The 25,117-nt window shown below is 67.6% G+C and carries 21 protein-coding genes; 8 read left to right on the top strand and 13 right to left on the bottom strand.

The genetic code is table 11. The features are described from left to right. Positions 1 to 145 precede the first annotated feature (145 nt). A complete protein-coding gene (locus LRM18_RS19025; RefSeq protein ID WP_049465578.1) occupies positions 146 to 1,129 on the bottom strand; it encodes a LysR family transcriptional regulator in 984 nt (327 codons plus the stop codon). 207 nt (positions 1,130 to 1,336) lie between these two features. Here LRM18_RS19025 and cysK point away from each other — a divergent pair, with 207 nt between their 5' ends. Both cysK and LRM18_RS19015 read left to right on the top strand, forming a co-directional pair. After that, positions 1,337 to 2,296, top strand: a complete 960-nt coding sequence (gene cysK, locus LRM18_RS19020; protein WP_206631952.1) for a cysteine synthase A — start codon at positions 1,337 to 1,339, stop codon at positions 2,294 to 2,296. Between the two features lie 266 nt (positions 2,297 to 2,562). Beyond that, positions 2,563 to 3,162: an O-acetyl-ADP-ribose deacetylase gene (locus LRM18_RS19015; protein WP_270955286.1), complete on the top strand. Its 600-nt coding sequence runs from the start codon at positions 2,563 to 2,565 to the stop codon at positions 3,160 to 3,162. Positions 3,163 to 3,255: 93 nt separating this feature from the next. On the opposite strand, the gene LRM18_RS19010 is transcribed toward LRM18_RS19015, so the two are convergent. From LRM18_RS19010 to gap, 8 genes are all read right to left on the bottom strand, one after another. After that, positions 3,256 to 4,395, bottom strand: a complete 1,140-nt coding sequence (locus LRM18_RS19010) for an ABC transporter substrate-binding protein (protein ID WP_270955285.1) — start codon at positions 4,393 to 4,395, stop codon at positions 3,256 to 3,258. 129 nt (positions 4,396 to 4,524) lie between these two features. Then, the gene (locus LRM18_RS19005) at positions 4,525 to 5,529 is read right to left on the bottom strand and encodes a class I fructose-bisphosphate aldolase (RefSeq protein WP_049465590.1); all 1,005 of its coding nucleotides are present in this window, start codon (positions 5,527 to 5,529) and stop codon (positions 4,525 to 4,527) included. 223 nt (positions 5,530 to 5,752) lie between these two features. After that, positions 5,753 to 7,219: a pyruvate kinase gene (pyk, locus tag LRM18_RS19000; protein ID WP_049465592.1), complete on the bottom strand. Its 1,467-nt coding sequence runs from the start codon at positions 7,217 to 7,219 to the stop codon at positions 5,753 to 5,755. Positions 7,220 to 7,429: 210 nt separating this feature from the next. Beyond that, the gene (locus LRM18_RS18995; protein WP_049465596.1) at positions 7,430 to 8,083 is read right to left on the bottom strand and encodes an HAD-IA family hydrolase; all 654 of its coding nucleotides are present in this window, start codon (positions 8,081 to 8,083) and stop codon (positions 7,430 to 7,432) included. Further along, entirely contained in the window at positions 8,080 to 9,255 is a 1,176-nt protein-coding gene (locus LRM18_RS18990; RefSeq protein ID WP_064239092.1) for a phosphoglycerate kinase, read from the bottom strand. The genes LRM18_RS18995 and LRM18_RS18990 overlap by 4 nt, the downstream gene beginning before the upstream one ends. 262 nt (positions 9,256 to 9,517) lie before the next feature. After that, the gene (locus tag LRM18_RS18985) at positions 9,518 to 10,894 is read right to left on the bottom strand and encodes a DUF3999 domain-containing protein (protein ID WP_270955284.1); all 1,377 of its coding nucleotides are present in this window, start codon (positions 10,892 to 10,894) and stop codon (positions 9,518 to 9,520) included. After that, complete coding sequence (locus LRM18_RS18980; RefSeq protein ID WP_270955283.1) at positions 10,891 to 13,533, bottom strand: DUF2339 domain-containing protein; 2,643 nt, start codon at positions 13,531 to 13,533, stop codon at positions 10,891 to 10,893. Before LRM18_RS18980 ends, LRM18_RS18985 begins: the two co-directional genes overlap by 4 nt. 125 nt (positions 13,534 to 13,658) lie before the next feature. Continuing rightward, complete coding sequence (gene gap, locus LRM18_RS18975; RefSeq protein ID WP_049465610.1) at positions 13,659 to 14,663, bottom strand: type I glyceraldehyde-3-phosphate dehydrogenase; 1,005 nt, start codon at positions 14,661 to 14,663, stop codon at positions 13,659 to 13,661. 192 nt (positions 14,664 to 14,855) lie between these two features. On the opposite strand from gap, the gene LRM18_RS18970 reads away from it, so the two are divergent. From LRM18_RS18970 to LRM18_RS18960, 3 genes are all read left to right on the top strand, one after another. Continuing rightward, entirely contained in the window at positions 14,856 to 15,485 is a 630-nt protein-coding gene (locus LRM18_RS18970; protein WP_049465611.1) for an OmpW family outer membrane protein, read from the top strand. 217 nt (positions 15,486 to 15,702) lie between these two features. Next, complete coding sequence (locus LRM18_RS18965; RefSeq protein WP_074726479.1) at positions 15,703 to 16,521, top strand: S1/P1 nuclease; 819 nt, start codon at positions 15,703 to 15,705, stop codon at positions 16,519 to 16,521. An 11-nt stretch (positions 16,522 to 16,532) separates the two neighbouring features. Next, positions 16,533 to 17,333 carry an MBL fold metallo-hydrolase gene (locus LRM18_RS18960; protein WP_064239096.1) on the top strand — a complete coding sequence of 267 codons (801 nt, stop codon included), beginning with the start codon at positions 16,533 to 16,535 and terminating at the stop codon, positions 17,331 to 17,333. A 57-nt stretch (positions 17,334 to 17,390) separates the two neighbouring features. Here the strand turns inward: LRM18_RS18960 and LRM18_RS18955 are convergent, their stop codons facing one another. Genes LRM18_RS18955 through LRM18_RS18945 form a run of 3 tightly spaced genes read right to left on the bottom strand, consistent with a single transcriptional unit; the run spans position 17,391 to position 19,550 of the window. Beyond that, positions 17,391 to 17,954 carry a hypothetical protein gene (locus LRM18_RS18955; protein WP_270955282.1) on the bottom strand — a complete coding sequence of 188 codons (564 nt, stop codon included), beginning with the start codon at positions 17,952 to 17,954 and terminating at the stop codon, positions 17,391 to 17,393. Beyond that, on the bottom strand, positions 17,951 to 19,192 hold the full coding sequence (locus tag LRM18_RS18950) for a TonB family protein (RefSeq protein WP_270955281.1): 1,242 nt from the start codon (positions 19,190 to 19,192) through the stop codon (positions 17,951 to 17,953). Before LRM18_RS18950 ends, LRM18_RS18955 begins: the two co-directional genes overlap by 4 nt. Next, positions 19,185 to 19,550, bottom strand: coding sequence for a BlaI/MecI/CopY family transcriptional regulator (locus tag LRM18_RS18945; RefSeq protein WP_012481135.1), 366 nt, complete (start codon positions 19,548 to 19,550; stop codon positions 19,185 to 19,187). The genes LRM18_RS18950 and LRM18_RS18945 overlap by 8 nt, the downstream gene beginning before the upstream one ends. A 118-nt stretch (positions 19,551 to 19,668) precedes the next feature. On the opposite strand from LRM18_RS18945, the gene LRM18_RS18940 reads away from it, so the two are divergent. The 3 genes from LRM18_RS18940 (at position 19,669) to LRM18_RS18930 (ending at position 22,860) form a co-directional block, all read left to right on the top strand. Further along, entirely contained in the window at positions 19,669 to 20,226 is a 558-nt protein-coding gene (locus tag LRM18_RS18940) for a flavin reductase family protein (protein WP_270955280.1), read from the top strand. 34 nt (positions 20,227 to 20,260) lie between these two features. After that, a complete protein-coding gene (locus tag LRM18_RS18935) occupies positions 20,261 to 22,213 on the top strand; it encodes an acetyl-CoA hydrolase/transferase C-terminal domain-containing protein (protein ID WP_270955279.1) in 1,953 nt (650 codons plus the stop codon). A gap of 98 nt (positions 22,214 to 22,311) precedes the next feature. Then, positions 22,312 to 22,860, top strand: a complete 549-nt coding sequence (locus LRM18_RS18930; protein WP_270955278.1) for an NADAR family protein — start codon at positions 22,312 to 22,314, stop codon at positions 22,858 to 22,860. Between the two features lie 115 nt (positions 22,861 to 22,975). Here the strand turns inward: LRM18_RS18930 and tkt are convergent, their stop codons facing one another. Then, positions 22,976 to 24,973 carry a transketolase gene (gene tkt, locus LRM18_RS18925; protein ID WP_057493356.1) on the bottom strand — a complete coding sequence of 666 codons (1,998 nt, stop codon included), beginning with the start codon at positions 24,971 to 24,973 and terminating at the stop codon, positions 22,976 to 22,978. Between the last annotated feature and the right edge of the window lie 144 nt (positions 24,974 to 25,117).

Below are 25,117 nucleotides of genomic sequence, written 5' to 3'. Positions count from 1 at the left end.
CGGGGTTTACGGCGTGTCCTGCCTGCCCACACCGCCCCGCCATCCCACAGGAAACCCGCATTTGATGTTGATGTTGCTTCTGAGGTTGCCGGCCAGCGGCCGGCACTACCGCGGGTGCAGGGCTGCAAGCCCTGCTCGACCCACCTCACACCGTGATGGTCTGGGTCAGCGACTCCCAGGTTGGTGGCAGCGGCCACGCGGCCGCCTGGTTGCCGTCCAGCACCCTGCGCAGGTCGCGCGGATCGATCTGCGGGGCCAGCACGTGCACCAGCTCCAACGCGTAATCACGCAGCACGCGGTCGCGTGGCAGCACTGCCCAGGCGATGCACTCGGCAATCGGCGCCGGCGCCGGCCAGGCCTTCAGGTCTTCATCGTTGGAACTGACCGCCATCTCGGCCAGCAGGCCCACGCCCAGGCCCGTACGCACGTAGGTCTTGATCAGGTCGGCATCGAGCGCGGTCAGTGCCAGGTCGGGCACCAGCCCATGGGCGGCGAAGGCGCGTTGCAGCGACGAATTCGGGCGGGTCGAGGATTCGTAGCTGATCAACGGCTGCCGCGCCAGCGCGGCCAGGTCCGGTGCGCGACCGGCGCGGTCCAGCGGGTGGCCCTTGGGCACCACCACCAGCCGCCGCCAGCGGAACAGGGGAACCGCGATGCCATCGGTCGGTTCGCCGCCAGCGGTGCTGATGATCGCGATATCGGCATCCCCCTGGTTCAAGCGGTCCAGCGCGTCGGCTTCACCGGCCTGCTGCAGGTGCACGCTGACCTGCGGGTAGGCCTGCTTGATCGCCGCCACCGCCGGTGGCAGCACGAACCGCGCCTGGGTGTGGGTGGTGGTCAGGATCAGCTGGCCCTGGCTCTCGCGGCGCTGGTTGGCGGCGTAGGTGCGGATGTTGTTGGCCTCGGCCAGCACCGCGCGGGCACGGGCGATCACCTCGGTGCCGGCCGGGGTGACCGACTCCAGGCTGCGGCCCTTGCGCACGAACAACAGGAACCCGAGCTCATCCTCCAGCTGCTTGAGCTGCTTGGACAGGCCAGGCTGGGTGGCGTGCACGCGCGAAGCGGCCAGCGTGATGTTCAGCTCGGCGTCGGCGATGGCAACCAGGTAGCGCAGCTGGGTCAGCGTCATGGGAGGCAGGCGGCGTGGGGCGGAGGTCCACTCTAGGGTCAATTGCCGTCACCAGCTTATAACCAAAGGTTGTTTAAGAAAGGTATCTGGTCATTTCCGGGCGTCATATGCCGGCGCTACGGTCAGCCGGCAGCCGCTGGCCTTAACAGCCAGCCCTCCCCTTCGCCCGCCGAAGCCCGGCGTGGCCCCCGTTTCCGGAGCGCTTCCATGGCCCTGTACGACTCCATCCTCGATACCGTCGGCAACACCCCCATCGTCAAGCTGCAGCGCCTGGCACCGCCGCAGGTCAGCGTCTACGTCAAGGTTGAATCGTTCAATCCGGGCGGCTCGGTCAAGGACCGCCTGGCGCTGGCGATCATCCTCGACGCCGAAGCACGTGGCCTGCTCAAGCCGGGCGACACGATCGTGGAGGCCACCTCGGGCAACACCGGCGTGGCGCTGGCGATGGCCGCCGCCGCGCGCGGCTATAAGTTCGTGGCCACCATGGTCGAGACGTTCTCGGTGGAGCGCCGCAAGCTGATGCGCGCGTACGGTGCCAAGGTCATCCTGACCCCGGCCGCCGAACGCGGCAGCGGCATGGTGCGCAAGGCGCGCGAGCTTGCCGAGCAGCACGGCTGGTTCCTGGCCAGCCAGTTCGCCAACCCGGCCAACCCGGCCTATCACCGCAACACCACCGCTGCGGAAATCCTGCGCGACTTCGCCGGCAAGCGGCTGGACTACTTCGTCAGCGGCTGGGGCACCGGCGGTACGCTCACCGGCGTGGGCGAGGTCCTGAAGGTGGCGCGCCCGCAGACCCGCATCATCGCCACCGAGCCGGCCGGCGCTGCCCTGCTCAAGGGCGATGACTGGAAACCGCACAAGATCCAGGGCTGGACCCCGGACTTCGTGCCGGACGTGCTCAATCGCGATGTGGTGGATGAACTGCTGTCGGTCGAAGATGACCGCGCGATCGCCACCGCGCGCCGCCTGGCTGCCGAGGAAGGCATCTTCGTCGGCATCTCTGCCGGTGCCACTGTGGCCAGCGCGCTGGACGTGGCGGCCCGCGCAGAACCGGGCGCGGTGATCCTGGCGATGCTGCCGGATACCGGTGAACGCTACTTCTCCACGCCGCTGTTCGCCGATGTCAACGAAGGCTCCGACGACGACTGGCTGGCCGGCCTGCCGTGACATCCGGGTCAGAGCCTTTTCCATCCGGAAAAGGATCTGACCCCATCCTGTTACGGGCCCGGGGTCGGATCCCTTTTCCGAAGGGAAAGGGCTCCGACCCCGTTCTGCTTCAGCCTGCGTGAAGGCGTCGCCCGCCATCGTGCGTGAAGGCCGTCGGATCGCAGCGCGTGAGACGGTCATGACGCAGCATCGATGCCCTGTCCCCTACCGTGGGAACAGCCGGCGCAGCTGCTGCGCGGATCACCTCACAGGCAGGAGACGGACGCATGAAGATCGAGGTTTGGCAGGGTGACATCACGACCCTGGCGGTGGATGCGATCGTCAACGCGGCCAACGAAACACTGCTCGGTGGCGGCGGTGTCGACGGCGCGATCCATCGCGCGGCCGGCCCGGCATTGCTGGCCGAGTGCGCGCAGTTGCCGGAGTTGCGCCCGGGCGTGCGTTGCCCGACGGGCGAAGTGCGCGCCACCAGTGCCCATGCGCTGCCGGCGCGCCATGTACTGCACACGGTCGGCCCGGTCTGGCATGACGGCCAGCGCGACGAACCGGCGTTGCTTGCCAACTGCTACTGGAAGTCGCTGCAGCTGGCCGAGTCGCTGGGCGTGCAGTCGATCGCGTTCCCGGCGATCAGCTGCGGTGTCTATGGCTATCCGCTGTACCAGGCGGCGCAGATCGCAGTGACCGAAACACTGGCCTGGCAGCGCAGCCACGCGCAACCGATGCGGATCGTGCTGGTGGCGTTCAACACCGCCACCGCCAAGGCCTACCAGCAGGCGCTGAACGCCGCCGGGCAAGGCGCGGACAGCGAACTGCGCGGGTCGATGCTGCCGCCCTTGGGCGATGCGGGCTTTGCCGCCGCGCACTGACCGCCGGTACGCGACGCATGAAGAAAAGGCCGGGCAATGCCCGGCCTTTTCCTTGGCAGCGTTGCGCTGATCCACGCGTAGCGCGGATCACCGTCAACGGCTGGCGGCTTCCACGGCTGCAGCATCATCGGCGCTGGCCGCAGCATCGGCCGCTGCACGCGCCGCCGAAGCCGCAGCTCCATCCGCGCTGGCACCCTCCACCTGCACGCGCACTTCCACCAGGCCCGCGCCATTGCTCAGGCTGGACACATCCACGGTGTAGTGACCGGCCGGCAGGGTTTCTTCCAGGCGCGCATTGGTATCGTTGCCGCCGTCATCGTCGGTCAGCTCGACGTCGCCGCCAACGACGCGCAGCACGGTATCGACCTGGCTGGAGATCGCATCCAGGCGGACATCGGCCGGACGGTCCAGGGACAGCAGGAAGCGGCGGCGGCCATCGTTGTCGAGCATCGTGTACACGCTGCCCGACTTCGGCAGCGCCGTGCCATCACGTTCAACCAGGTTGCCCGGCAGCTCGATGCGCTTGGCAGACAGCTTGAACATGCCGCTGACGCCGCTGCCAAGGCCACGTGCCGTCAGGGTGTACTTGCCCGGCTTCAACGACAGGCTCAGGCGCGAGTTGACGCCGTCACCATCATCGTTCTCGGCATCCACGTCCGGCCCTTCCAGCTTCAGCACCGGATCGAATGCATCCGACTCCAGGCGGATGTCGTACAGGCCGGCCTTGTCGACCTGCAGGGTGTATTCCTGGGCTTCGCCGGCCAGCATGTCGACGATTTCGCCAGCGCCGGGGATCGGCTTGCCGTCGTACGGCACCAGCTTCTCGGCACGCAGACGGTACGGACCGTAATCGGTCGAGCCGTTGGCGTTGACCGCCACCTGGTAGGTGCCGGCACCGTTGGCACGGAACGCCAGCGAGACGTCGTCCGCGCGCTCGTAACCGGTGGCACTGCTGGCCACCAGGCTGCCGTTGCTGAATACCGCGATCGAGCCACTCAGCGAACCGGTCAGCTTCAGTCCAACCAGCTGCCGGTCTTCCAGCTTGATCTGGTAAAGCTGGTGGTGGCTGCCATCGTTGTAGTTGATGCCGCTGCGCGAGGTGATCTCGCCGGACACCGGTTTGTCGAAATCGAGGGACGCGGCCTTGCCCGCATCCGCGCCGCCGCCGATGCGGTTGCAACCGCCGGCGACGAGGGCCGTGGCAACGGCCAGAGTCATTGCTGCCAGACGCATGTTGTTTCTCCTTGGCCTTCCATGTGGTTCCCGCGTACCGGCCGGGCACACGGGGGCGGAAAAGATACCCGCAAAAGCAAACGCCGGCGCGATGCCGGCGTTGCCCTGTTCATCCAGCGATCGGGCGGATCAACCGTTCCACTTGCCCAGCGCGGCCAGGCCATTATCCTTGGCGCGCTCGTACACGGTCTTCTGGGCGGCGGCGTAGTTGCCCTTCATGTCCTTGGCCCACAGCTTCAGCGCGGCCTGCTGCATGGCGCGGCCGTAGGAGAAGCTCAGCGGCCACGGCAGGTTGCCCAGCTGGTTCATCGCGTTCAGGTGTTCGGTGGACTGCTCGTCGGTCTGGCCGCCGGACAGGAACACCACGCCCGGCAGGATCGCCGGCACGGTGCTCTTCAGGCACATCACGGTCGACTCGGCCACTTCCTCGACATCGGCCTGCTCTTCGCAGTCCTTGCCCGAGATGACCATCGATGCCTTCAGGATGGTGCCTTCCAGCAGCACGTTCTGCTGGTACAGGGCGTCGAACAGCGAACGCAGGGTGGCTTCGGTCACTTCGTAGCAGGTTTCGATGTCATGGTCGCCATCCATGATCACTTCCGGCTCGACCATCGGCACCAGGCCGCATTCCTGGCACAGGGCCGCATAACGGGCCAGCGCATGGGCGTTGGACTCGATGCAGGTACCCGACGGGATGCTCTCGCCGATGTTGATCACCGCACGCCACTTGGCAAAGCGCGCGCCCAGCTTGTAGTACTCCTGCAGGCGCTCGCGCAGGCCGTCCAGGCCTTCGGTCACCAGCTCGCCCGGGCAGCCGGCCAGCGGGTGCGCACCCTTGTCCACCTTGATGCCCGGAATCATGCCGTGGTCGGCCATGTACTTGGCGAACGGCACGCCGTCCTTGGTCGACTGGCGGATGGTTTCGTCGTACAGGATGGCGCCGGAAATGTGCTCGTTGAGCTTCGGCGTGGTCAGCAGCAGCTCGCGGTAGGCGCGACGGTTCTCCTCGGTGTTCTCGATACCGACGCCGGCGAAACGCTTGGCGATGGTAGCGGTGGATTCGTCGATCGCGATGATGCCCTTGCCCGGGGCGACCATGGCCTGGGCGGTTTCAGCCAGCTGTTCGATGCTCATGTATTTCCTGTGGCGGGTGCGGGAAAAACGTAAGTATAGCCCTGCTGCCCGTTGCCTCGCCGTGGAGGACAGGATGGAAACGCTTCCACGTCTGCGCAGGACAATGGATGTCCTGCGGCATGGGGTCAGAGCCCCTTCGGGATCTGACCCCTGGCCAGTGCGGGGTCGGATCCCCGCAGGGGCTCTGACCCCGGATCGGCAGCGCCGACCCGACCGTCAGGGCTTACAGGTCGCCCAGGCCGATGGCGCGGCCGTCCTCGCCCACTTCCAGCAGGCGCAGGGTATTGGTGGCACCGTGGGTTTCCATGTGCTCGCCGCTGGTGAACACGACGCGGTCACCGGCCTGCAGCAGTTCCGATTCGACCAGCAGGCGGATGCTGCCGCGCGCCGCTTCGCGCGGGGTCAGGCCGCGGCTGTCGAAGTTGATCGGGAACACATCGCGCATCAGCGCCATCTGGCGACGCGCACCATCGTGGCGGGTCACCGCGAACACCGGCGCCTTGGCGCGGAAACGCGACAGGTAACGCGCGGTGCCGCCGGATTCGGTCATCGCCACGATCGCGCGCACGCCCACGTGCTGCGACAGGAACATGGTGGCCATGGCGATGGCCTGGTCGGCACGTTCCAGGTTGCGCGGCGAGGCGTTGAAGTCAGTCTCGGTCTGGAACTGGCGCTCGGCCCCCAGGCAGATGCGCGCCATCGCTTCCACGGCCTTCACCGGATAGGCACCCGCGGCGGTTTCGGCCGACAGCATCACCGCGTCGGTACCGTCGATGACCGAGTTGGCCACGTCCAGCACTTCGGCGCGGGTCGGGATCGGGCTTTCCACCATCGACTGCAGCATCTGTGTGGCGGTGATCACCACCTTGTTCTGCGCCAGCGAGGCCTTGATGATCTTCTTCTGCAGGCCCGGCAGCTCGGCATCGCCGATTTCCACACCGAGGTCGCCACGCGCGACCATCACCACATCGCTGGCCTCGACGATTTCTTCCAGGTTCTCGATCGCCTCGGTGCGCTCGATCTTCGACACCAGCGCCGCGTCACAGCCGTGCGAGCGCGCGATGTCGCGTGCGTCGTTCATGTCCTGCGCGTTGCGGCAGAACGACACGGCGATGAAGTCGACGCCGATCTTGGCGACGATGCCGATCAGTTCCTTGTCACGCTCGGTCAGCGCACCCAGCGAGAGGCCGCCGCCCTGCTTGTTCAGGCCCTTGCGGTCGGACAGCACGCCGTCGTTGAGCACGGTGTTGACGATGCGGTCGCCCTGCACTTCCACCACCTGCAGCTGCATCAGGCCGTCGTCGAGCAGCAGCACGTCACCCGGGCCCACGTCCTGCGGCAGGCCGAGGTAGCTGACGCCCACCTGGCTGGCGTTGCCGGGCCCGGCGTTCTCGCTGGCGATCAGGTCGAAGCGGTCACCCGCCTTCAGCTGCACCTTGCCTTCGGCGAAGCGCTCGATGCGGATCTTCGGGCCCGGCAGGTCGGCCAGGATGCCCACTTCAACGCCCACCCGGGCCGACGCGGCGCGCACTTCGGCGGCGCGCTTGGCCTGGCCGGACGGATCGCCATGGCTGAAATTGAGGCGCACCACGTTGACGCCGGCGCGGAACAGATCCTCCAGCACGCCCGGCGGGTCAGTGGCCGGACCGAGGGTGGCAAGGATCTTGGTGCGACGCTGACGCTCGAACATGGTGGATGGGCCTCTCCCGTTAAAGAACGGAAATTAGCACATCCTTCACGCCGCATGTATACGGTTACAGCCTTGTGCCGCCTGACTCCGCGGGTCATCGAACGGACATCATGCGGACATACGGTGGCGCAGGGCGTGCTGTGGCGCCGAGCCCATGCCCGGCCGGGCATGCGCCGGAGCAGCCGGGCCTCGGCCCGGCGCTACAGGAAGCTAGGCCAGCAGCGTTTCCAGCTGCGCCGGTTCGCGTGCCAGCTGGCCAGCGCCGGCCGCAGTGAGTTCCGCCTCACCGCCAAAGCCCCACAGCACACCCACGCTGCGCAGGCCATGGTGACGCGCGCCTTCGATGTCCATGCGGCGGTCGCCGATCATCCAGCACTGTGCGGGCTGCACCTGCAACCGGCGCAGAGCTTCCCCGACCAGCTCCGGCTTGTGGCTGCGCGAGCCATCCAGGGTCGAACCGATGATCTCCTCGAACAGCCCGCCAAACGGCAGGTGCTCAAGGATGCGGCGCGCATGCGGCTCGTTCTTGGCGGTGACCACCGCCAGGCGGTGGCCACGGCCATGCAGCGTGCGCAGCGTGTCTTCCACCTGCGGGTACACCGTGTGTTCGCGCCAGCCTTCGACGTCGAACCGCTCGCGGTAATAGCCCACCGCCTGTTCCACCCGCGCCGGTTCGATGAACAGCGGCGTGAAGGTGGTGCGCAGCGACGGACCGATCCAGCCCAGCAGGGTTTCCTGCGGCGGCACCGGATGGTCCATCTTCTGCAGCGCATAGGCGATGCACGCGGTGATGCCGACCTGCGAATCGATCAGCGTGCCGTCGAGGTCGAAGAACAGCACATCCCTGTTGCGGTCGGCACTCATGCGCCGCGCGCGTCGAGGGCGGCGACCGCCGGCAGGGTCTTGCCTTCCAGGAATTCCAGGAATGCGCCACCGCCGGTGGAGATGTAGCTGACCTGCCCGGCGATATCGAACTTGTCGACTGCGGCCAGGGTGTCGCCGCCGCCGGCGATCGAGAACGCCTTCGAGCCGGCGATGGCGCGGGCCAGCGCTTCGGTGCCCTTGCTGAAGGCGTCGAATTCGAACACACCGACCGGACCGTTCCAGACCACGGTGCCGGCCTTGTCGATCAGCTGCGCGTACTGCGCGGCAGTCTGCGGGCCGATGTCGAGGATCAGGTCGTCTTCGGCGACGGCGTCGACCGCCTTCACTTCGGCAACGGCATCCGGCATGAACTGCTTGGCGGTGACCACGTCGACCGGCAGCGGGATGTCGGCGCCACGCGCCTTGGCGTCGGCCACGATCTTCTTCGCGGTGTCCAGCAGGTCCGGCTCGTACAGCGACTTGCCGACGTTGTAGCCCGCCGCAGCAATGAAGGTGTTGGCAATGCCACCACCGACGATCAGCTGGTCGACCTTGCCGACCAGGTTGGCCAGCAGCTCCAGCTTGGTGCTGACCTTGCTGCCGGCGACGATGGCCAGCAGCGGCTTGGCCGGTGCGTCCAGCGCCTGCGCCAGCGCGTCCAGCTCGGCCATCAGCAGTGGGCCGCCGGCAGCGACCGGGGCGAAGCGGATGACGCCGTGAGTAGATGCCTGTGCGCGGTGCGCGGTGCCGAAGGCATCCATCACGAACACATCGCACAGGGCGGCATACTTCTTCGAAAGGGCTTCATCGTCCTTGCCCTCGCCGACGTTCATGCGGCAGTTTTCCAGCAGCACCAGCTGGCCCGGCTGCACGTCGACACCGTCGATCCAGTCACGCACCAGCGGAACCTCCCGGCCAAGCAGCGCGGACAGCCGCTGCGCGACCGGCGCCAGCGAGTCGGCCTCGCTCCACACGCCTTCCTTCGGGCGCCCCAGGTGCGAGGTGACCATCACCGCCGCGCCCTGCTCCAGCGCGCGCTTGAGCGTCGGCAGCGAAGCGGTGATGCGCTGTTCGGAGGTGATGCGGCCATTCTCGATCGGCACGTTCAGATCCTGGCGGATCAGCACGCGCTTGCCGGAGAGGTCGAGGTCGGTCATGCGGACGATGGACATGGGCAACTCTTTGGCTCGGGGACGGGATGCCGGAGTACGGCAGACGACCATTGTATCGGCTGCGGGTGGTGGCAGGGCCGATGCCTGCGGCAGGCAGAAGCGCAGAGCGACAGCGACAGCACAGCGCTGGCGCTTCGTGTTGCCGTGGATGGGCCGGGTGGTGTGGGCTGGCAGGGGACGCCGTAAACCCACCCCGCCCGGCCAAGCGCGGCTGTTGCTTTACACGCCCCCCACCCACGAGGGGCTGCGCCGTCGCCGGACCCTACGCCGAAGACGTCGGCTTCTGCCGAAGCAGGCTGAGCGCCAGGCCACCCACCACCAGCACGCCCAGACCCAGCAACGACCACAGCAACCACGACTTCCAGTCGCGTTGCGGCTTCAGCGCCGCATCACCCGCCAGCGGTTCCGGGCTGCCTTCCAGTCGCGCCAGGGTCGGCTGCCACGATGGATCGTTGCGCTGCCGCAGTTCCTCGATCAGCACGCCGATCGGTGCGTCGGTGCGGCGCGCCGTCGCGCTGCCCACCGCCAGCGCGTAGGGCGCCGCGCCCTGGCTCAGGAACACCAGCACTTCCGGCTGGTAGCCCAGCCGCAGTGTCGGGGCGGTGGCGGTTTCCGCCGGATTCGCCACGAGCTTCCAGTAGCGGTCGCGGTGCACCCCGCCCAGCGGCTGTGCCGCCGACTGCTGGCGCTGGCCCTGCGTGCCCTGCTGCACCTGGTAGGCAATCCACGGCGCGCTGCGGCGCTGCCACTCGGCACCCTCGTCATCGCGACTGAACAGCGTCCACTGCACCAGGCTGTTATCGGTGCTGGCCACATCGGCACGTGCCACCGGGAACCGGCCATCCATCTCGAAGGTGTACTCGCCCTTGCCGTTCGTGGTCGGCTCCAGCGACAGCCATTCCCACGGCAGTGTCGCCGGCGCTGGCGGCAGCTCCGCCAGCACGCCGCGCAGGGTCGGCAGCTGCGAATCGCCCTGCGCCAGAACACGCAGGTAGCGCGCGGCTCCATCCACCTGCAGGCGGCGCTGCAGCAGACGCTTGCCGGCGCGCTGCAGGTCCACCAGCGGCACGTCGCGGCCGATCGGGCGCCAGTGCTGCAGATCGTCGCTGGCATCCACCTGCACCTGCGCCTGCAACGGCTGGCCGCTGTCGGCCCAGTCCAGCACCAGCGCCGCCAGCGGCTGCTGGTCGAGCATGCTGGCGTCAATCAGCCAGCCGCCCTGCCCCTTCGCTGCCGCCGCGCCCCCCACCCGCGCTTCGACCCGGCGCACGCGGCCATCGGTATCGCGTTCGGTCAGCAGCTGCAGGTCATTGCGCTGGGCATCGGCCAGCGGCGGCAACGCGAACCACGGCAGCTCGCGCTGCACCGGCGGCTGCGCCAGCGGCTGGTCCGGCGCCAGCAGTGCCGACGGCAGCAACTGGCTGGCCGCGTTGAACACCTGCAGGTCGCTGAGGTCGGCGCTCACGGCGCGGCGGTAGATCGCCGGCTCCAGCACGATGCGGTAAGCACCGGACTGCGCGCTGGACAGCGTCAACGGCCACTGCTCGGCATACTGGGTCCGGTAGTCGGCCGCCTGCACCACGACGGCGGCCAGCATGCCGAACATCGCCGGCAGCAGCGCCCTGCTCCACTTCCTCATTGTTTTTCCTCCACGGACGGCGCGGCACTGGGCGGCGCCGGTGCCAGATAACCCACGACCGTGCACAGCAGGCCGTAGGCAATGAACGATGCAATACCCAGCAGGTTGCCCAGGTGCTGGCGATCGACAAGGACCAGCTTGGCCAGTACCACGCCCATCAGCACCGCACCGACCATCCACAACACGCGCTGGCCACGCCGCGAGCCCCACACCCACGCGATCACGCCGAGCACGCTCCACAGCACGGTCAGGCTGGTCTGGGCCAGGCTGAAGCGCATCATCGACGCGCTCCACGCCAGGCCACCCCACTGGTGCACGCCATGCAGCACCAGGCTGGTCAGCGCGACGAAGGCCGCCAGTGCCAGCAGCGGCAGGCGCATCTTCAGCAGCCCCTGCGGTGCCTGGTCGCCGTACAGCCAGCGCGCCAGCAGCAACAGGCTCAGCCACTGGCCGATCTCGGCCGGATTCAGCACCGGCAGCCACAGCAGCGGTGCGGCGTCGCCCGGCAGCAGCTGGCCGAACAACCACCCGACCGACAGCAGGCCGAACAGCACGCATTGCAGGGACACACGCACGCGGTCGAATGCCTCGCCCAACGGCCAGCGCAGCGCGTTCCAGCGCCACAGCGACAGCGCCGCCATCAGCAGCCACGGCACGGTCACCAGCAGGGTCGTCCAGCCCTGTGCCAGATCGGCTTCGCCGCCGCCCCACAGGGCCAGCAGCGAAAGCAGCGACGGCCACAGCAGCCACCACAGGAACTGCGCGATGCGGGCCACGGCATCGCCGCCCTGGCGCAGGCACAGCAGGGTGCGCACGCCCAGCACCGCGAACACCGCCCAGGCCAGCGCGCCATAGCCGGCGAACGGCTGGTGGTGTGCATCGCTCTGCATCAGGGCCAGCGGGAAGCCCAGCGCGAGCATGGCCAGCGCCGTCACGCCCAGCGCACGCGCCGGTTGTCGACGCTGCATTTCGGCCGCCAGCCAGGCAGTGACCGCGGCCAGCACAAGCAACGCGTCCACTTCAGTGCGGTACGGGAAGAAGCGGGTGATCTCATGGGCCAGGCCGCCCAGCCACCACAGCAGGCCCCACAGGTAGTACACCAGTGCGACCTCATGACGCGGCCGGCGCTGGTAGCTCCACGCCGACGCAAAGCCGGCCAGGGCCAGCAACAGCGCGCCGATGGCGGTCGGATTGATCAGGAAGCGCAGGTCCTCATGCCAATGGTCGGCGCCGGCAACGAAAGCGAACGCGGCGCCGATCTGCAACAGGGCGCCCGACACCTGCGGCAGCCAGCGCTTCTGGCGCAGCCCCAACCAGGCCAGGCCTGCACCTTCCAGCGCGAACACCGCGCCGGTGGCGCGCGCCGACAAGGCCAGCGGTACCGCCAGCGTGGCGAAACCCACCGCAAGCACGGCATGCGACTGCGCCAGCACGGTATAGGAGGCGCGCGCGATCAGCGCCCGGGCCAATACCGCGTAGATCGCGGCCAGGCCCAGCGCGCACAGGGCCAGCGTCATCGGTTGCGCGTGCAGCATGCCCGCCTGCAGCGAGAACGCGACCAGCGGCGTGCCGAACACCAGGCTGCCATCGACCAGGTCACGCCGGCCGGCTGGCTGGCGGCGCGCGTACAGCAGCGGAATCAGCAGGTAGAACACGAAGAACAACAGCAGGAAGGGTTCGGTGCTGCTGAACTTGTCCGGTACGTACTGCAGCACGCCCCAGAAGGTGCCGATGCCGAAGGTGAAGGCGAAGCCCAGCAGGTTCAGTGCGCGCCATGGGCGGAACCACGCAATGGCGAAGATGCCCGCGTTGAGCACGGCGTAGTAGCTGAACAGCCCCACGTGGTTGCCACTGCCGGTGGACAGCCACAGCGGTGCCATAAAGCCGGCCAGGATGCCCAGTACGGCCAGCGTGCGCGAGTTCTGCACCACCGCCAGCACGCACAGCCCGGCGACCAGTGCGATCGAACTGGCAAAGGCAAAGGCCGGCGGAATCAGGTCGAAGCGCTTGAAGGCCGCAAAGATGGTCAGCAGCAGCACGCCGATGGCACCGCCCTGCAGCGCCAGCGCAAACAGGCGCCGGCGTTCGCGCTGGTGCCAGCCGAATGCCAGCAGGCCCAGCGCAGCCACGGTGATGCCGGCCAGGCGCAGTTCGATCGGCAGCACCAGCCAGCCCTGGTCGCTGACGTACTTCAGCAGCGCCGCGACACCGGCCAGCAGCACCAGCATGCCGATCTTGACCGGCACGTTGCCTTCGGTGAACCAGCGCTTGACCGCACCGATGCCGCGCTCGATGACGTTGGGCAGGGCCGGTTCGGAAGGCAATGGCGGCACCGGCGGTGGTGCAGCCGGGCGTGGCGCAGGTGCGTCGGCGGGTGCTGCTTCGCGCAGCGGGGGCCGAGGGAGTTGCGACGCCGCAGCGGCGACCGGCCGCAGGAACGGGGGGGCGGCACTGGCGGTGGGCGTGGCCACAGGCCGTTCAGGCGCGGCGGCGGGCGTGGCGGTGGCAGGCCCCGCGGCCAGCGCGCCTTCCAGGGCGGCAACGCGGCGGCGCAGGCCGGCAATCATCACCAGTGCCACCACCAGCAGCAGCGGGATGGCCAGAAGAACCAGTACGACCAGGGCTATCAGTGCTTCCATTGCGTGCTTCCAATGCGATCCCGCGCCCCAGCGGCGGCGGTCGACGGCTCCATGCTACGACAGGGCGGCCCCCCTGAACGACGAACCCCGGCCAGGCCGGGGTCCGTCTGCGATCTGCGCCAGCCTTACTTGGCGGCGATGACCTTGGCCATCTCCAGGCACTTGTTGGAGTAGCCCCACTCGTTGTCGTACCAGGTCACCAGCTTGACGAAGGTGCCGTCCAGGGCGATGCCGGCATCGGCGTCGAACACCGAGGTGCAGGTTTCACCGCGGAAATCGGTAGCCACGACCTTGTCTTCGGTGTAGCCCAGGATGCCCTTCAGCGGACCTTCGCTCTGTGCCTTCACTTCGGCGCAGATCTCGGCGTAGGTGGCTTCCTTTTCCAGCTCGACGGTCAGGTCGACCACCGACACGTCCGAGGTCGGCACGCGGAAGCTCATGCCGGTCAGCTTCTTGTTCAGTTCCGGGATGACCACGCCGACGGCCTTGGCCGCACCGGTGGACGAGGGAATGATGTTCTCCAGGATGCCACGGCCGCCGCGCCAGTCCTTGTTGGACGGGCCGTCAACGGTCTTCTGGGTGGCAGTGGCCGCATGCACGGTGGTCATCAGGCCGCGCTTGATGCCCCACTTGTCGTTGATCACCTTGGCCAGCGGGGCCAGGCAGTTGGTGGTGCACGACGCGTTGGAGATGATCGCCTGGCCGGCGTAGGTCTTGTCGTTCACGCCGAACACGAACATCGGCGTGTCGTCCTTCGACGGGGCGGACATGATGACCTTCTTGGCGCCGGCATCGATGTGCTTCTGCGCGGTTTCCTTGGTCAGGAACAGGCCGGTGGCTTCCAGCACCACGTCGGCGCCGACTTCATCCCACTTCAGGTTGGCCGGGTCGCGTTCCTGGGTCAGGCGGATCTTCTTGCCGTTGACCAGCAGGTCGTTGCCCTGCACCGCCACGTCGGCCTTGAAGCGGCCGTGCACGGAGTCGTACTTGAGCATGTACGCCAGGTAGTCCGGCTCCAGCAGATCGTTGATGGCCACGATTTCGATGTCGTCGCCGAAGTTCAGCACCGCCGAGCGCAGGACGTTACGCCCGATGCGACCGAAACCGTTGATACCAACCTTGATTGCCATTTCTCAAGCTCCTGCGGCCGCGACAGGTGCGGCGGGATGGATAGGGCCCACAAGTCTAGCAAACCGCCGCTGGCCACCGTGGGCCAGCCGGGACCGCCGGCCGGCCCACGGACAGGATTTGATCCGGATCAAAGCGTTAGCGCGGCGTGAGGCCGAGACTGTCGCCATCCACCCAGCAACGAGAACACCCCCATGCGCAAGACCTCCCCCCTGATCGTGGCCAGCCTGGCCGCCGCCCTGTCCCTCGCCGCCGCCCCGGCCATGGCCCAGTCCAAGGGCGACTGGACCGTTTCGGCCGGCGTGCACCAGGTGGCACCGAAGTCGAACAACGGCTGGCTGGCCGGCGGCACCCTGAAGGTCGACGTCGACAACGACGTCAAGCCGACCATCACCGGCGAGTACTTCATCGCTGACAACCTGGGCATCGAAGTGCTGGCCGCACTGCCGTTCAAGCACGACATCAACATCAACGGCCTGGGCCGCGTCGGCAGCACCAAGCAGCTGCCGCCGGTGGTGACCCTGCAGTACCACTTCAACAGCAAGGGCAAGGTGTCGCCGTTCATCGGTGCGGGCGTGAACTACACCACCTTCTTCAGCGAAGACACCACTGGCGCGCTGGCCGGCAGCAAGCTGAAGCTGCAGGATTCGTGGGGTCTGGCGGCACACGCCGGCGTGGACTTCGCGATCGGCGAGAAGGGTGCCCTGCGCGTGGACATGCGCTGGATCGACATCGACAGCAAGGTGAAGTTGAACGGCGAGAAGATCGGCACGGTCAACATCGATCCGCTGGTCTACGGCGCGTCGTACGTCTTCAAGTTCTAAGCGGAGTGTTGAACGCGGGGGCTTCGCCCCCGCTCCCCCGCTACACGCAAAACCCTCGCAGCATGTTGCCCCGGTGATTGCCGGGGCTTTTTTTTCCTGGGACGGAAGCATTTCCGGTGCTGGGGCGAGGCGGGGAGCGCCGCCCCTTCCGCTGCGCTCCCACTTCGGAACAGGAACGCGCCGCTCTTCAATCCACCTACCCCGCTAGAATGGGCGCATGAAAGCCCTGCACTCCCTGTTCCTCGCCGCCGCCCTGGCGCCGGCCCTGCTGTCCGTCGCCGCCCCTGCCCACGCCTGGGGCGCGCAAGGCCACCGCCTGGTTGCCGAAGTCGCCGACGCCCGCCTCAACCCCGCCGCCCGCGCCGAAGTGGACCGCCTGCTGGCCACCGAACCGGACGCCACCCTGGCCAGCATCGCGCCCTGGGCCGACCAGCTGCGCGCCAAGGACCCGGGCCTGGGCCGTCGCTCGGCGGGCTGGCACTACGTCAACATCGCCGAAGACGACTGCCACTACGAAGCACCGAAACACTGCAAGAACGGCAACTGCATCGTCGAAGCCCTCAAGGCGCAGAGCGCCATCCTCGGCGACCGCAGCCTGACCGACGGCGAGCGCCTGCAGGCACTGAAGTTCGTCGTGCACCTGGTCGGCGACATCCACCAGCCGATGCACGCCGGTTATGCCCACGACAAGGGCGGCAACGACTTCCAGCTGCAGTTCGGCAACCGCGGTACCAACCTGCACTCGCTGTGGGACAGCGGCATGCTCAACACCCGCAAGCTGGACGATGCCGGCTACCTGCCGCTGCTGCAGAGCCAGCGCGCGCCGAAGCTGGCGCGGCAGTCCAACCCGCAGCGCGACCCGCAGACGTGGGCCGAGGCCAGCTGCCGCATCTCCATGCAAGCTGGCGTTTATCCGGCCACGCGTAAAATCGGTGACGAATACACCGAGCGCTACCGGCCGCTGGCCGAAGCGCAGCTGCGACTGGCCGGTGAGAACCTGGCGCAGTTGCTGAACCGCGTGCTCGGCACGCGCTGAGGAGCACTCCGATGTCGGTCCAGGTGCAGTCGTTCTTCCACCGTGACAGCAACACCTTCAGCTATCTGGTCAGCGACCCGGCCAGCGGCGAGGCAGCGCTGATCGACCCGGTGCTGGACTACGACCCGGATACCGACGCCAGCAGTGAAGCGCCGCTGCATGCCGCGTTGCAGGCCATCGAACAGCACGGCCTGCAGCTTCGCTGGCTGCTGGAGACCCATGCCCATGCCGACCATGTGTCAGCCGGGCGCCGCCTGAAGCAACGTTTCCCGCAGGCCACGCTGGCCATCGGCGAAGGCATCCGCGCGGTGCAGGCCACCTTTGCGCCGCGCTACGGCCTGCAGCTTCCTGCGGCAGATGAAATCTTCGATCACCTGTTCAGCGATGGCGAAATCTTCGCTCTGGGCGAACAGCGCTGCCAGGTGATCGCCGTACCCGGCCATACCAGCGACAGCATCGCCTACCTGATCGGCGATGCGCTGTTCACCGGCGACTCGCTGTTCATGCCCGATGGCGGCACCGCCCGCTGCGATTTCCCCGGCGGCGACGCCGCGCAGCTGTACCGCTCGATCCAGCGCCTGCTCGCACTGCCCGACGCCACCCGCGTGTTCGTCTGCCACGACTACGGTCCGGGTGGCCGCGGGTTCGCCAATGAAACCACCATCGGCGAACAGCGCGCGCACAACATCCACGTGCACGAAGGCGTGGCCGAGGCGGAGTTCGTCAGCGTGCGCCAGGCCCGCGATGCCACGCTGGACGAGCCAGCACTGATGCAGCCCGCAGTAAAGGCCAACATCCAGGGCGGGGCCTGATCGCCATCGCTGTGCCCGCCGGGCATGGTCCGGCGCTCCCCCGGTCATCGCGAGCGGTCACTTCCCCTGCGTGCGCACTACGTGGCGGCCCTTCACGATCTCGAAGGTGAAGGCGTACTGCAGGGTGACCGCCACCGGTTCGACGCGCTCGGCGCTGCGGCAGTCACCGCGATCGGCAGGCACCCTGCCCGCCGCGAAGTGGCAGACCGCAGCGGGCGAGTACTTCCACATCGCCACAGCCTCCTGCGCGGCCTGCAGCAAGGGGGCATTGTCTGGTGCCTCGCCCGCACTGCATTCGCTGCGGTCGGTCAGCGGGATGCTGCGCTCAACGCTGCCCTCCGCATCCACCACCACCTGCAGGCAGACGGTGGTCGGCGCCAGTTCCGCGCGCGGGTCACGATCGCCGACCTCCGGGTCCGGTGCCGCGTACAGCTGCGGCATCCGGTAGCCTTCGGTCGCACCCAGCGCATACACCTGCAGCTGCCCACTGCCGCCGCCCGCCTGCGGCTGCAGGCGTTGGTGGCCGACATTCTCACTGCGCGTATCGACGGTGGTCAGGCGGTCCTGGCTCGCACACCCCACCAGCAACGCTGCCGCCATGATCAGCGGCGCGGACTTCACTGGGTTTCCTCGGTATCGTCCATGGCATAGGTGATCGGAATGCGTACGGCAGCGGCTACCGGCTTGCCATTCTTCATCGCCGGCCGATAGGTCCAGCTGCGTGCCGCTGCGATCGACACCGCATCGAACACGCCCGGATTGGTGGCACTGAGCACGCGGATATCGCTTGGACGCCCCTGCGCATCCACCTCCACGCGCAGGTTCACCACGCCGACCTGGCGCTGCTCGAACGCGGATTTCGGATAGGACGGCGGTGGCATCCTGTCGATCTGGATCGGACGGTCCAGCCCCGCCTTGGCCGCATCCGCTTCCGCGTGCTCGAACGGCTCGATACCGATCCTTGGGCTTCCTACCGCACTGCCCTGGCTGGCCCACGCCACCGCTCCCATTCCCACGCACAACCCGGCCACCAGCACCTGACCGGACACCCACGGCAACGCCTTCCGCTTGGACTGCTTCAACATGGCGATACGCTCCTTCAACACGGGTTGGCTGCGCCAATGGCAGACCGCCGGCGCAACCGGGTGAACCAGCTGCGCCTTCAGCAGCGTGCTGGCGTAGAGGCCGCGCAGCGCAGGCTGCGGGGCGATGGTGCGGGCATCACAGGCCAGCTCCTGGTCGCGCAGGAAGCGGCGTGCGGCCCATGGCAGCAGCGGGTGAAACCAGAACACCGCTCGCGCCAGCAGCAACGCGCCGTTGGCCCAGTGATCACCATTGCGACGATGGCTACGCTCGTGCTGCAGGATCAGTCCCTGCTCCTGTGCGCTGAACTGCTGATCGAAGTCCGGGCCCACCACGATGCGCGGCCGCCACAGACCAACCAGCGCTGGCAGGCCTGGGTCACCACTGGCCTGCCAGCTGCCGTCGGTGCGCGACGTCAGTGGGCCCATCCGCCGTTGGAAACGACGCTGCGCGCGCAGGTCGCGCAGCAGGCAGAGGCCCATGCCCATTGCCCACAGCGCGAACAACAGCCCGGCCCATGGCAACGACGACGCGTTCAGGGCATCGATGGCACCGGGCATCACTTTCAGCGGCAGCGTGGGTACCTGCTGCAACAACGCAGCCCGCGGCAACGGCAGCAGCAGGGCCACCAGCAGCAGCGGCAGCAGCCACCAGCTGCGGTAGGCCAGCCCAGCGCCGCCCAATCGCACCAGCAGTGGCCGCATCAGCGTCAGCACGGCTACGCCCACTGCCAGCCACAGGCTGGCCTGCCACAGTCCGTCGAGCAGCTCAGTCATGGTCCAGCTCCTGGATCAGCTTCTTCAGTTCGGCGATGTCCTGTGCGCTCAGCTGGCCGCGCTCGCTGAAGTGCGCCACCAGCGGCGCCACGCGCCCTTCGAAGACACGGCCGATGAAGTCCTGGCTCTGCGCCTCCACCCACGCCTGGCGCTGCAGCAGCGGCCGGTACAGGTAGCGCCGGCCATCGCGCTCGGCGGCGATCGCGCCCTTGGTCAGCAGGCGGTTGAGCAGGGTCTTGATGGTCGGCTCGGCCCAATCGCGGTGGGCCAGCGCGGCGACCACTTCGTCGGCACTACGCGGTGCCTGCTGCCACAGCACCTCCATCACAACGGCTTCGGCTTCGCTGATCGGGGTCATGGTTTACATCCGTAATCGATGATCCGATTACGCTCGTAATCGAACCACATGTCAAGCCCCTCGACTCCAGGTTCATCCCGGCTGCGCCAGCATCGATCCCTCCCGCCCAGGGCCCCGGATGAAAGCGCTGCCCAAGAAGGATTTCCCGGTCGAGCAGGCCCGCCGCTTCCTCGAACCCGGCCCGATCGTGCTGGTCAGTACCGCTTGGCGCGGCCAGCGCAACCTGATGACGATGGGCTGGCACATGGTGATGGGCTTCTCGCCTTCGCTGGTCGCCACCTACCTGTGGGACGCCAACCACAGCCATGCGCTGGCGCGTGGCAGCGGCGAGTGCGTGATCAACGTGCCCGGGGTGGAACTGCTCGATACCGTGGTGGATATCGGCAACTGCAGCGGCCGCGAGGTCGACAAGTTCGCCCATTTCGAGCTCGATGCGCTGCCCGCGCGCGAGGTCGGCGCGCCGCTGGTTGGCCAATGCCATTCGTGCTTCGAATGCCGGTTGTACGACGACAGCCAGGTGGCGTCGAGCAACCTGTTTGTCTGGGAAATCGTGCGCGCCCATGTTGCGCCCCGGCCGAAACTGCCGCGCACGGTGCATTACCGTGGCGATGGGCAGTTCATGGTGTCCGGCGCGGAAGTCTCGCGTCGACGGCGGTTCAAGCCCGACATGCTGTAATGCCCGCACTCCCCCACACGCAGGACCGCCGCGCATGACCGAACACCTCACCGACCTGGACGCCGCCGTCGATTGGTTGTTTGCGCGCGTGGACGGGCCGCTGCGGATCGGGGCACCGCTGGCACTGGGCAAGCCGCATCGGCTGCTCAATGCCCTCTACGCACGCGTCGAACATGATCCTTCGCGGCCGCTGCAGCTGTATACCGCGCTGTCGCTGAACCCGCCGAAGGCGCGGGGCAACGGCCTGGAGGCGCGCTTCCTGGCGCCGTTCGCGCAGCGCCATTTCGGCGATGATTTCCCGCGCCTGGCCTACGCCGATGCGATCGCGCGCGACGCATTGCCGGCACATGTGCAGGTGGAAGAGTTCTACATGCAATCCGGCGCCCTGCTCGGGTCGCGGCAGGCACAATCCAGCTATACCAGCCTGAACTACACCCATGCCGCCGACGCGGTCGCGCAGCGCGCACCGCAGGTGATCGTGCAGAAGGTGGCGATGCGCCCGAACGACCGCCGGCTTTCGCTGTCGTGCAACAACGACATCACCCAGGACACGCTGGATGCAATGACCGCCCGTGGCCTGCCGCGTCCGCTGCTGATCGCCGAGATCGATCCCCAGCTGCCCTACCTGGGCGGCTCGGCCACGGTCGATGTCTCGTTCTTCGATCTGGTGATCACTCCGCCGCCGCCGTATCCGGCGCTGTTCGGGCTGCCGCGGCAGCCGGTCGGCGATGCCGACTACGCCATCGGCCTGTACGCCAGCACGCTGGTGCGCGATGGCGGCACCCTGCAGATCGGCATCGGCACGCTGGCCGATGCACTCAGCCATGCACTGGTGCTGCGCCACACCGACAACGCGCGCTACCGCCGCGTGCTGCATGCGCTGGATCCGCAGCTGGCCAGCCACCCGCTGGTGCAGGAAATCGGCGGGCTGGATCCGTTCGAGGTGGGCCTGTACGGCTGCAGCGAGATGCTCAACGAGGGCTTCCGGCGGCTGGTGCAGACCGGGGTGATCAAGCGCAAGGTGCACGACGACCTGGCGCTGATGCAGCGCATCGAGAACGGCAGCACGTTGTCGATCGACCACGCCACCCTGGCCGCCGAGGGTGAGTACCTGCACGGCGCGTTCTACCTGGGCTCGCCGGAATTCTACGAGTGGCTGCGCACGCTGCCGGAAGACGAATGCCGCGCGATCGGCATGCGCCGCATCAGCGAGATCAACCAGTTGTACGGTGGCAACGAGACGCTGGAACGCCTGCAGCGCCGGCACGCGCGCTTCTTCAACTCCTGCATGATGGCCACCGCGCTGGGCGCGGCGGTGTCGGACGCGCTGGACGATGGACGCGTGGTATCCGGTGTGGGCGGCCAGTACAACTTCGTGGCGATGGCACATGCGCTGCCGGAAGCGCGCAGCGTGCTGATGTTCCGCGCCGCGCGCGATGACAAGGGCCAGCGCGCATCCAACGTGCGCTGGAACTACGGGCACACCACCATCCCGCGCCACCTGCGCGACATCTACCTCAACGAATACGGCATCGCCGACCTGCGCGGGCTGACCGACGAGGACTGCGTGCACGCAATGACCGCGATCACCGAGGCGCCGTTCCAGGATGAGCTGCTGCAGCAGGCGCAGGCCTCGCGCAAGCTGCTGGCGGCCGCGCAACCGGACCCGGCGCGCCAGCAGCGCAACACGCCGCAGGCGCTGGCAGCGGCGTTGGCCCCGTTCCGCGCCGATGGCAGCCTGCCCGACTATCCGCTGGGCAGCGATTTCAACGAGATCGAGCAGGTGCTGGTGAAGGCGCTGGCCTGGCTGAAGGCCAATACGCAGACCCGCGCCGGCAAGCTGCGTACCGTCTGGGCAGCGCTGCGCCAACCGGCAGGCGACGGCGATGCGGTGTACCTGCAGCGCATGGGCCTGCAGTCGCCGAAGGATTTCGCAGAGCGTCTGGACGCGCGACTGCTGCGCCTGGCACTGGCGCGCACTGCGTAAGCACTGGTGGCGCCGGGCCATGCCCGGCGAATGGGGATCGCTGCCAACCCAGCTTGGCAGCTCCCGGAGCGCCGTCGCTGACGCGGTATCCTGTAGCGATGAAAGACGACTCCCGTTTCCTGCGTGACCTGCAGCAGCGCCAGGCTGCAGGCGAAGACCTGCGTTACCTCTGCTTCTGGGGCCACCAGCCGCCGCGCATCGGTGTGTCCGCCTCGTGCTTCAGCCAGTGGTATGACGCAGGCTTCGACATCGATGGCATGCACTACCGCACCGCCGAGCACTACATGATGGCCGGCAAGGCGCGCCTGTTCGGTGCCACCGGCCTGCTCGACGCGATCATCGCCAGCGCCACGCCGGACAAGGCCAAGGCGCTCGGCCGCAAGATCGAAGGCTTCGACGAGGCGCTCTGGACGCAGGCACGCTACGACCTGGTCGTGGAGGGCAACAAGGCCAAGTTCGCGCAGAACCCGGAACTGGGCGCGTTCCTGCGCTCTACCGAAGGCTGGGTGCTGGTCGAAGCCAGCCCGGTGGACGTCATCTGGGGCATCGGCTTGGCAAAGGACCACGCCGACGCGCACAACCCGGCACAGTGGCGCGGATTGAACCTGCTGGGGTTCGCGTTGATGGACGTGCGCGAGGCGATGTAGCGTTTATCCACGCACGGCGTGGATCTACTGGCAAGACGACCGATTCGTTTCGCCCCATAGAAAAAGGGAAAGGCCGGCGTGCGCCGGCCTTTCCTTCATTGCACCGCGAAGCGGCTTACAGCGACTTGGCCGCTTCCACCACGTGGGCGGTGGTGATGCCAAAGTGCTTGTACAGCTGGTCTGCCGGAGCCGAGGCACCGAAGGTGTCGATACCGATCACTGCACCGTCCAGGCCGACGAACTGGCGCCAGAAACCGGTGACGCCGGCTTCCACCGCCACGCGCTTGCGCACTGCATTCGGCAGCACCGCTTCACGGTAGGCCGCATCCTGGCGCAGGAACACATCGGTAGACGGCATCGAGACCACGCGGGTCTTGATACCGGCCGCATCCAGCTGGGCCTTGGCTTCGGTGGCCAGCGAGACTTCCGAACCGGTGGCGATCAGGATCACGTCCGGGGTACCGGCGGCATCAGCCAGCACGTAGCCGCCGCGCTCGATCTGCTTGATCTGCTCGGCGCTGCGCGGCTGGTGCGGCAAGTTCTGGCGGCTGAACACCAGGCAGCTCGGGCCATCCTGGCGGGTGATCGCGGCCTTCCAGCTCACCGCCGACTCGACCGCATCGCACGGACGCCACACGTCGTTGTTCGGGATGTAGCGCAGCGAGGCCAGGTGCTCCACCGGCTGGTGGGTCGGGCCGTCTTCGCCCAGGCCGATCGAGTCGTGGGTGTAGACGTGGATGGCGTGGGCCGGGATCAGCGCGCTCATGCGCACGCCGTTGCGGGCGTAGTCGCTGAACACCAGGAAGGTGGCGTCGAACGGAATGAAGCCACCGTGCAGGGCCAGACCGTTGGCGATGGCGGTCATGCCGAACTCGCGCACGCCGTAATACACGTAGTTGGCGTTGGCGTCGTCGCTGGCAACCGATTTGCTGCCCTTCCACAGGGTCAGGTTGGAGTGCGCCAGGTCGGCCGAGCCGCCGACGATTTCCGGCAGCAGCGGGGCGAAGGCTTCGATGGCCAGCTGCGAGGCCTTGCGCGAAGCGATCGTCGGGCCTTCAGCGGCCACCTGGGCGATGTAGGCATCGGCCTTGGCAACGAAGTCGGCCGGCAGTTCGCCGTGCGAGCGACGGGTCAGCTCGGCCGCTTCCGCCGGATACTGGCTGGCGTACTTGTCGAACAGCTGCTCCCACTCGGCCTGGCGCAGGGTGCCGGCGCCGTTGGCACGCCAACCGTCGTAGATCGCCTGCGGGATTTCGAACGGGCCGTATTCCCAGCCCAGCTGCTTGCGGGTGGCTTCCAGCTCGTCCTTGCCCAGCGGTGCACCGTGACTGGATTCCTTGCCCGCCTTGTTCGGCGAACCAAACCCGATGGTGGTGCGGCAGCAGATCAGGGTCGGCTTGTCGCTCTGCGACAGCGCGGCCTCGATGCCGGCCTTGATGCTCTCCGGGTCGTGGCCATCGACGTCGCGGACCACGTTCCAGCCATAGGCCTCGAAACGCTCCGGGGTATTGTCGGTGAACCAGCCCTCGACGTTGCCGTCGATGGAGATGTGGTTGTTGTCCCAGAAGCAGACCAGCTTGTGCAGGCCCCAGGTACCGGCCAGCGACGCGGCTTCGTGCGACACGCCTTCCATCAGGCAGCCATCGCCCATGAACACCCAGGTGCGGTGGTCGACCACTTCCAGCTCCGGGCGGTTGAAGCGCTGAGCCAGCAGCTTCTCGGCCAGGGCGAAGCCCACGGCATTGGCGAAACCCTGGCCCAGCGGACCGGTGGTGGTTTCCACGCCCGGGGTCTCATGACGCTCCGGGTGGCCGGCGGTGTGGCTGCCCAGCTGGCGGAACAGTTTCAGCTGCTCGATCGGCAGGTCATAACCGCTCAGGTGCAGCAGCGCGTACTGCAGCATCGAACCGTGGCCGTTGGACAGCACGAAACGGTCGCGGTTGAACCAGTGCGGATTGCTCGGGTTATGGCGGAGGTAGTCGTTCCAGAGGACTTCGGCGATGTCGGCCATGCCCATGGGCATGCCGGGGTGGCCGGACTTTGCGGTTTCAACCGCATCGGCGGCAAGGAAGCGGATGGCGTTGGCCAACTGGCGACGGGTAGGCTGCGTCATGGTTCTGTCGGAATCGGGAGGCGGCCGCGGACGTGCGGGCGGCCTATTGTCCCATAGTCACCGGGCGGGGGTCAGTTCACCTTGCCCGGTCGTGCCGGCCGCTGGCCGGCAGTTGCGCAGAATTCGATGAAGATCATGTAGTTG

This window comes from Stenotrophomonas sp. PI_27 (genome assembly GCF_027854495.1).
GTDB classification, from domain to species: domain Bacteria; phylum Pseudomonadota; class Gammaproteobacteria; order Xanthomonadales; family Xanthomonadaceae; genus Stenotrophomonas; species Stenotrophomonas pavanii.
The sequence above is the reverse complement of the archived record's forward strand: the minus strand, read 5'-3'. Positions and strand labels throughout refer to the sequence as shown.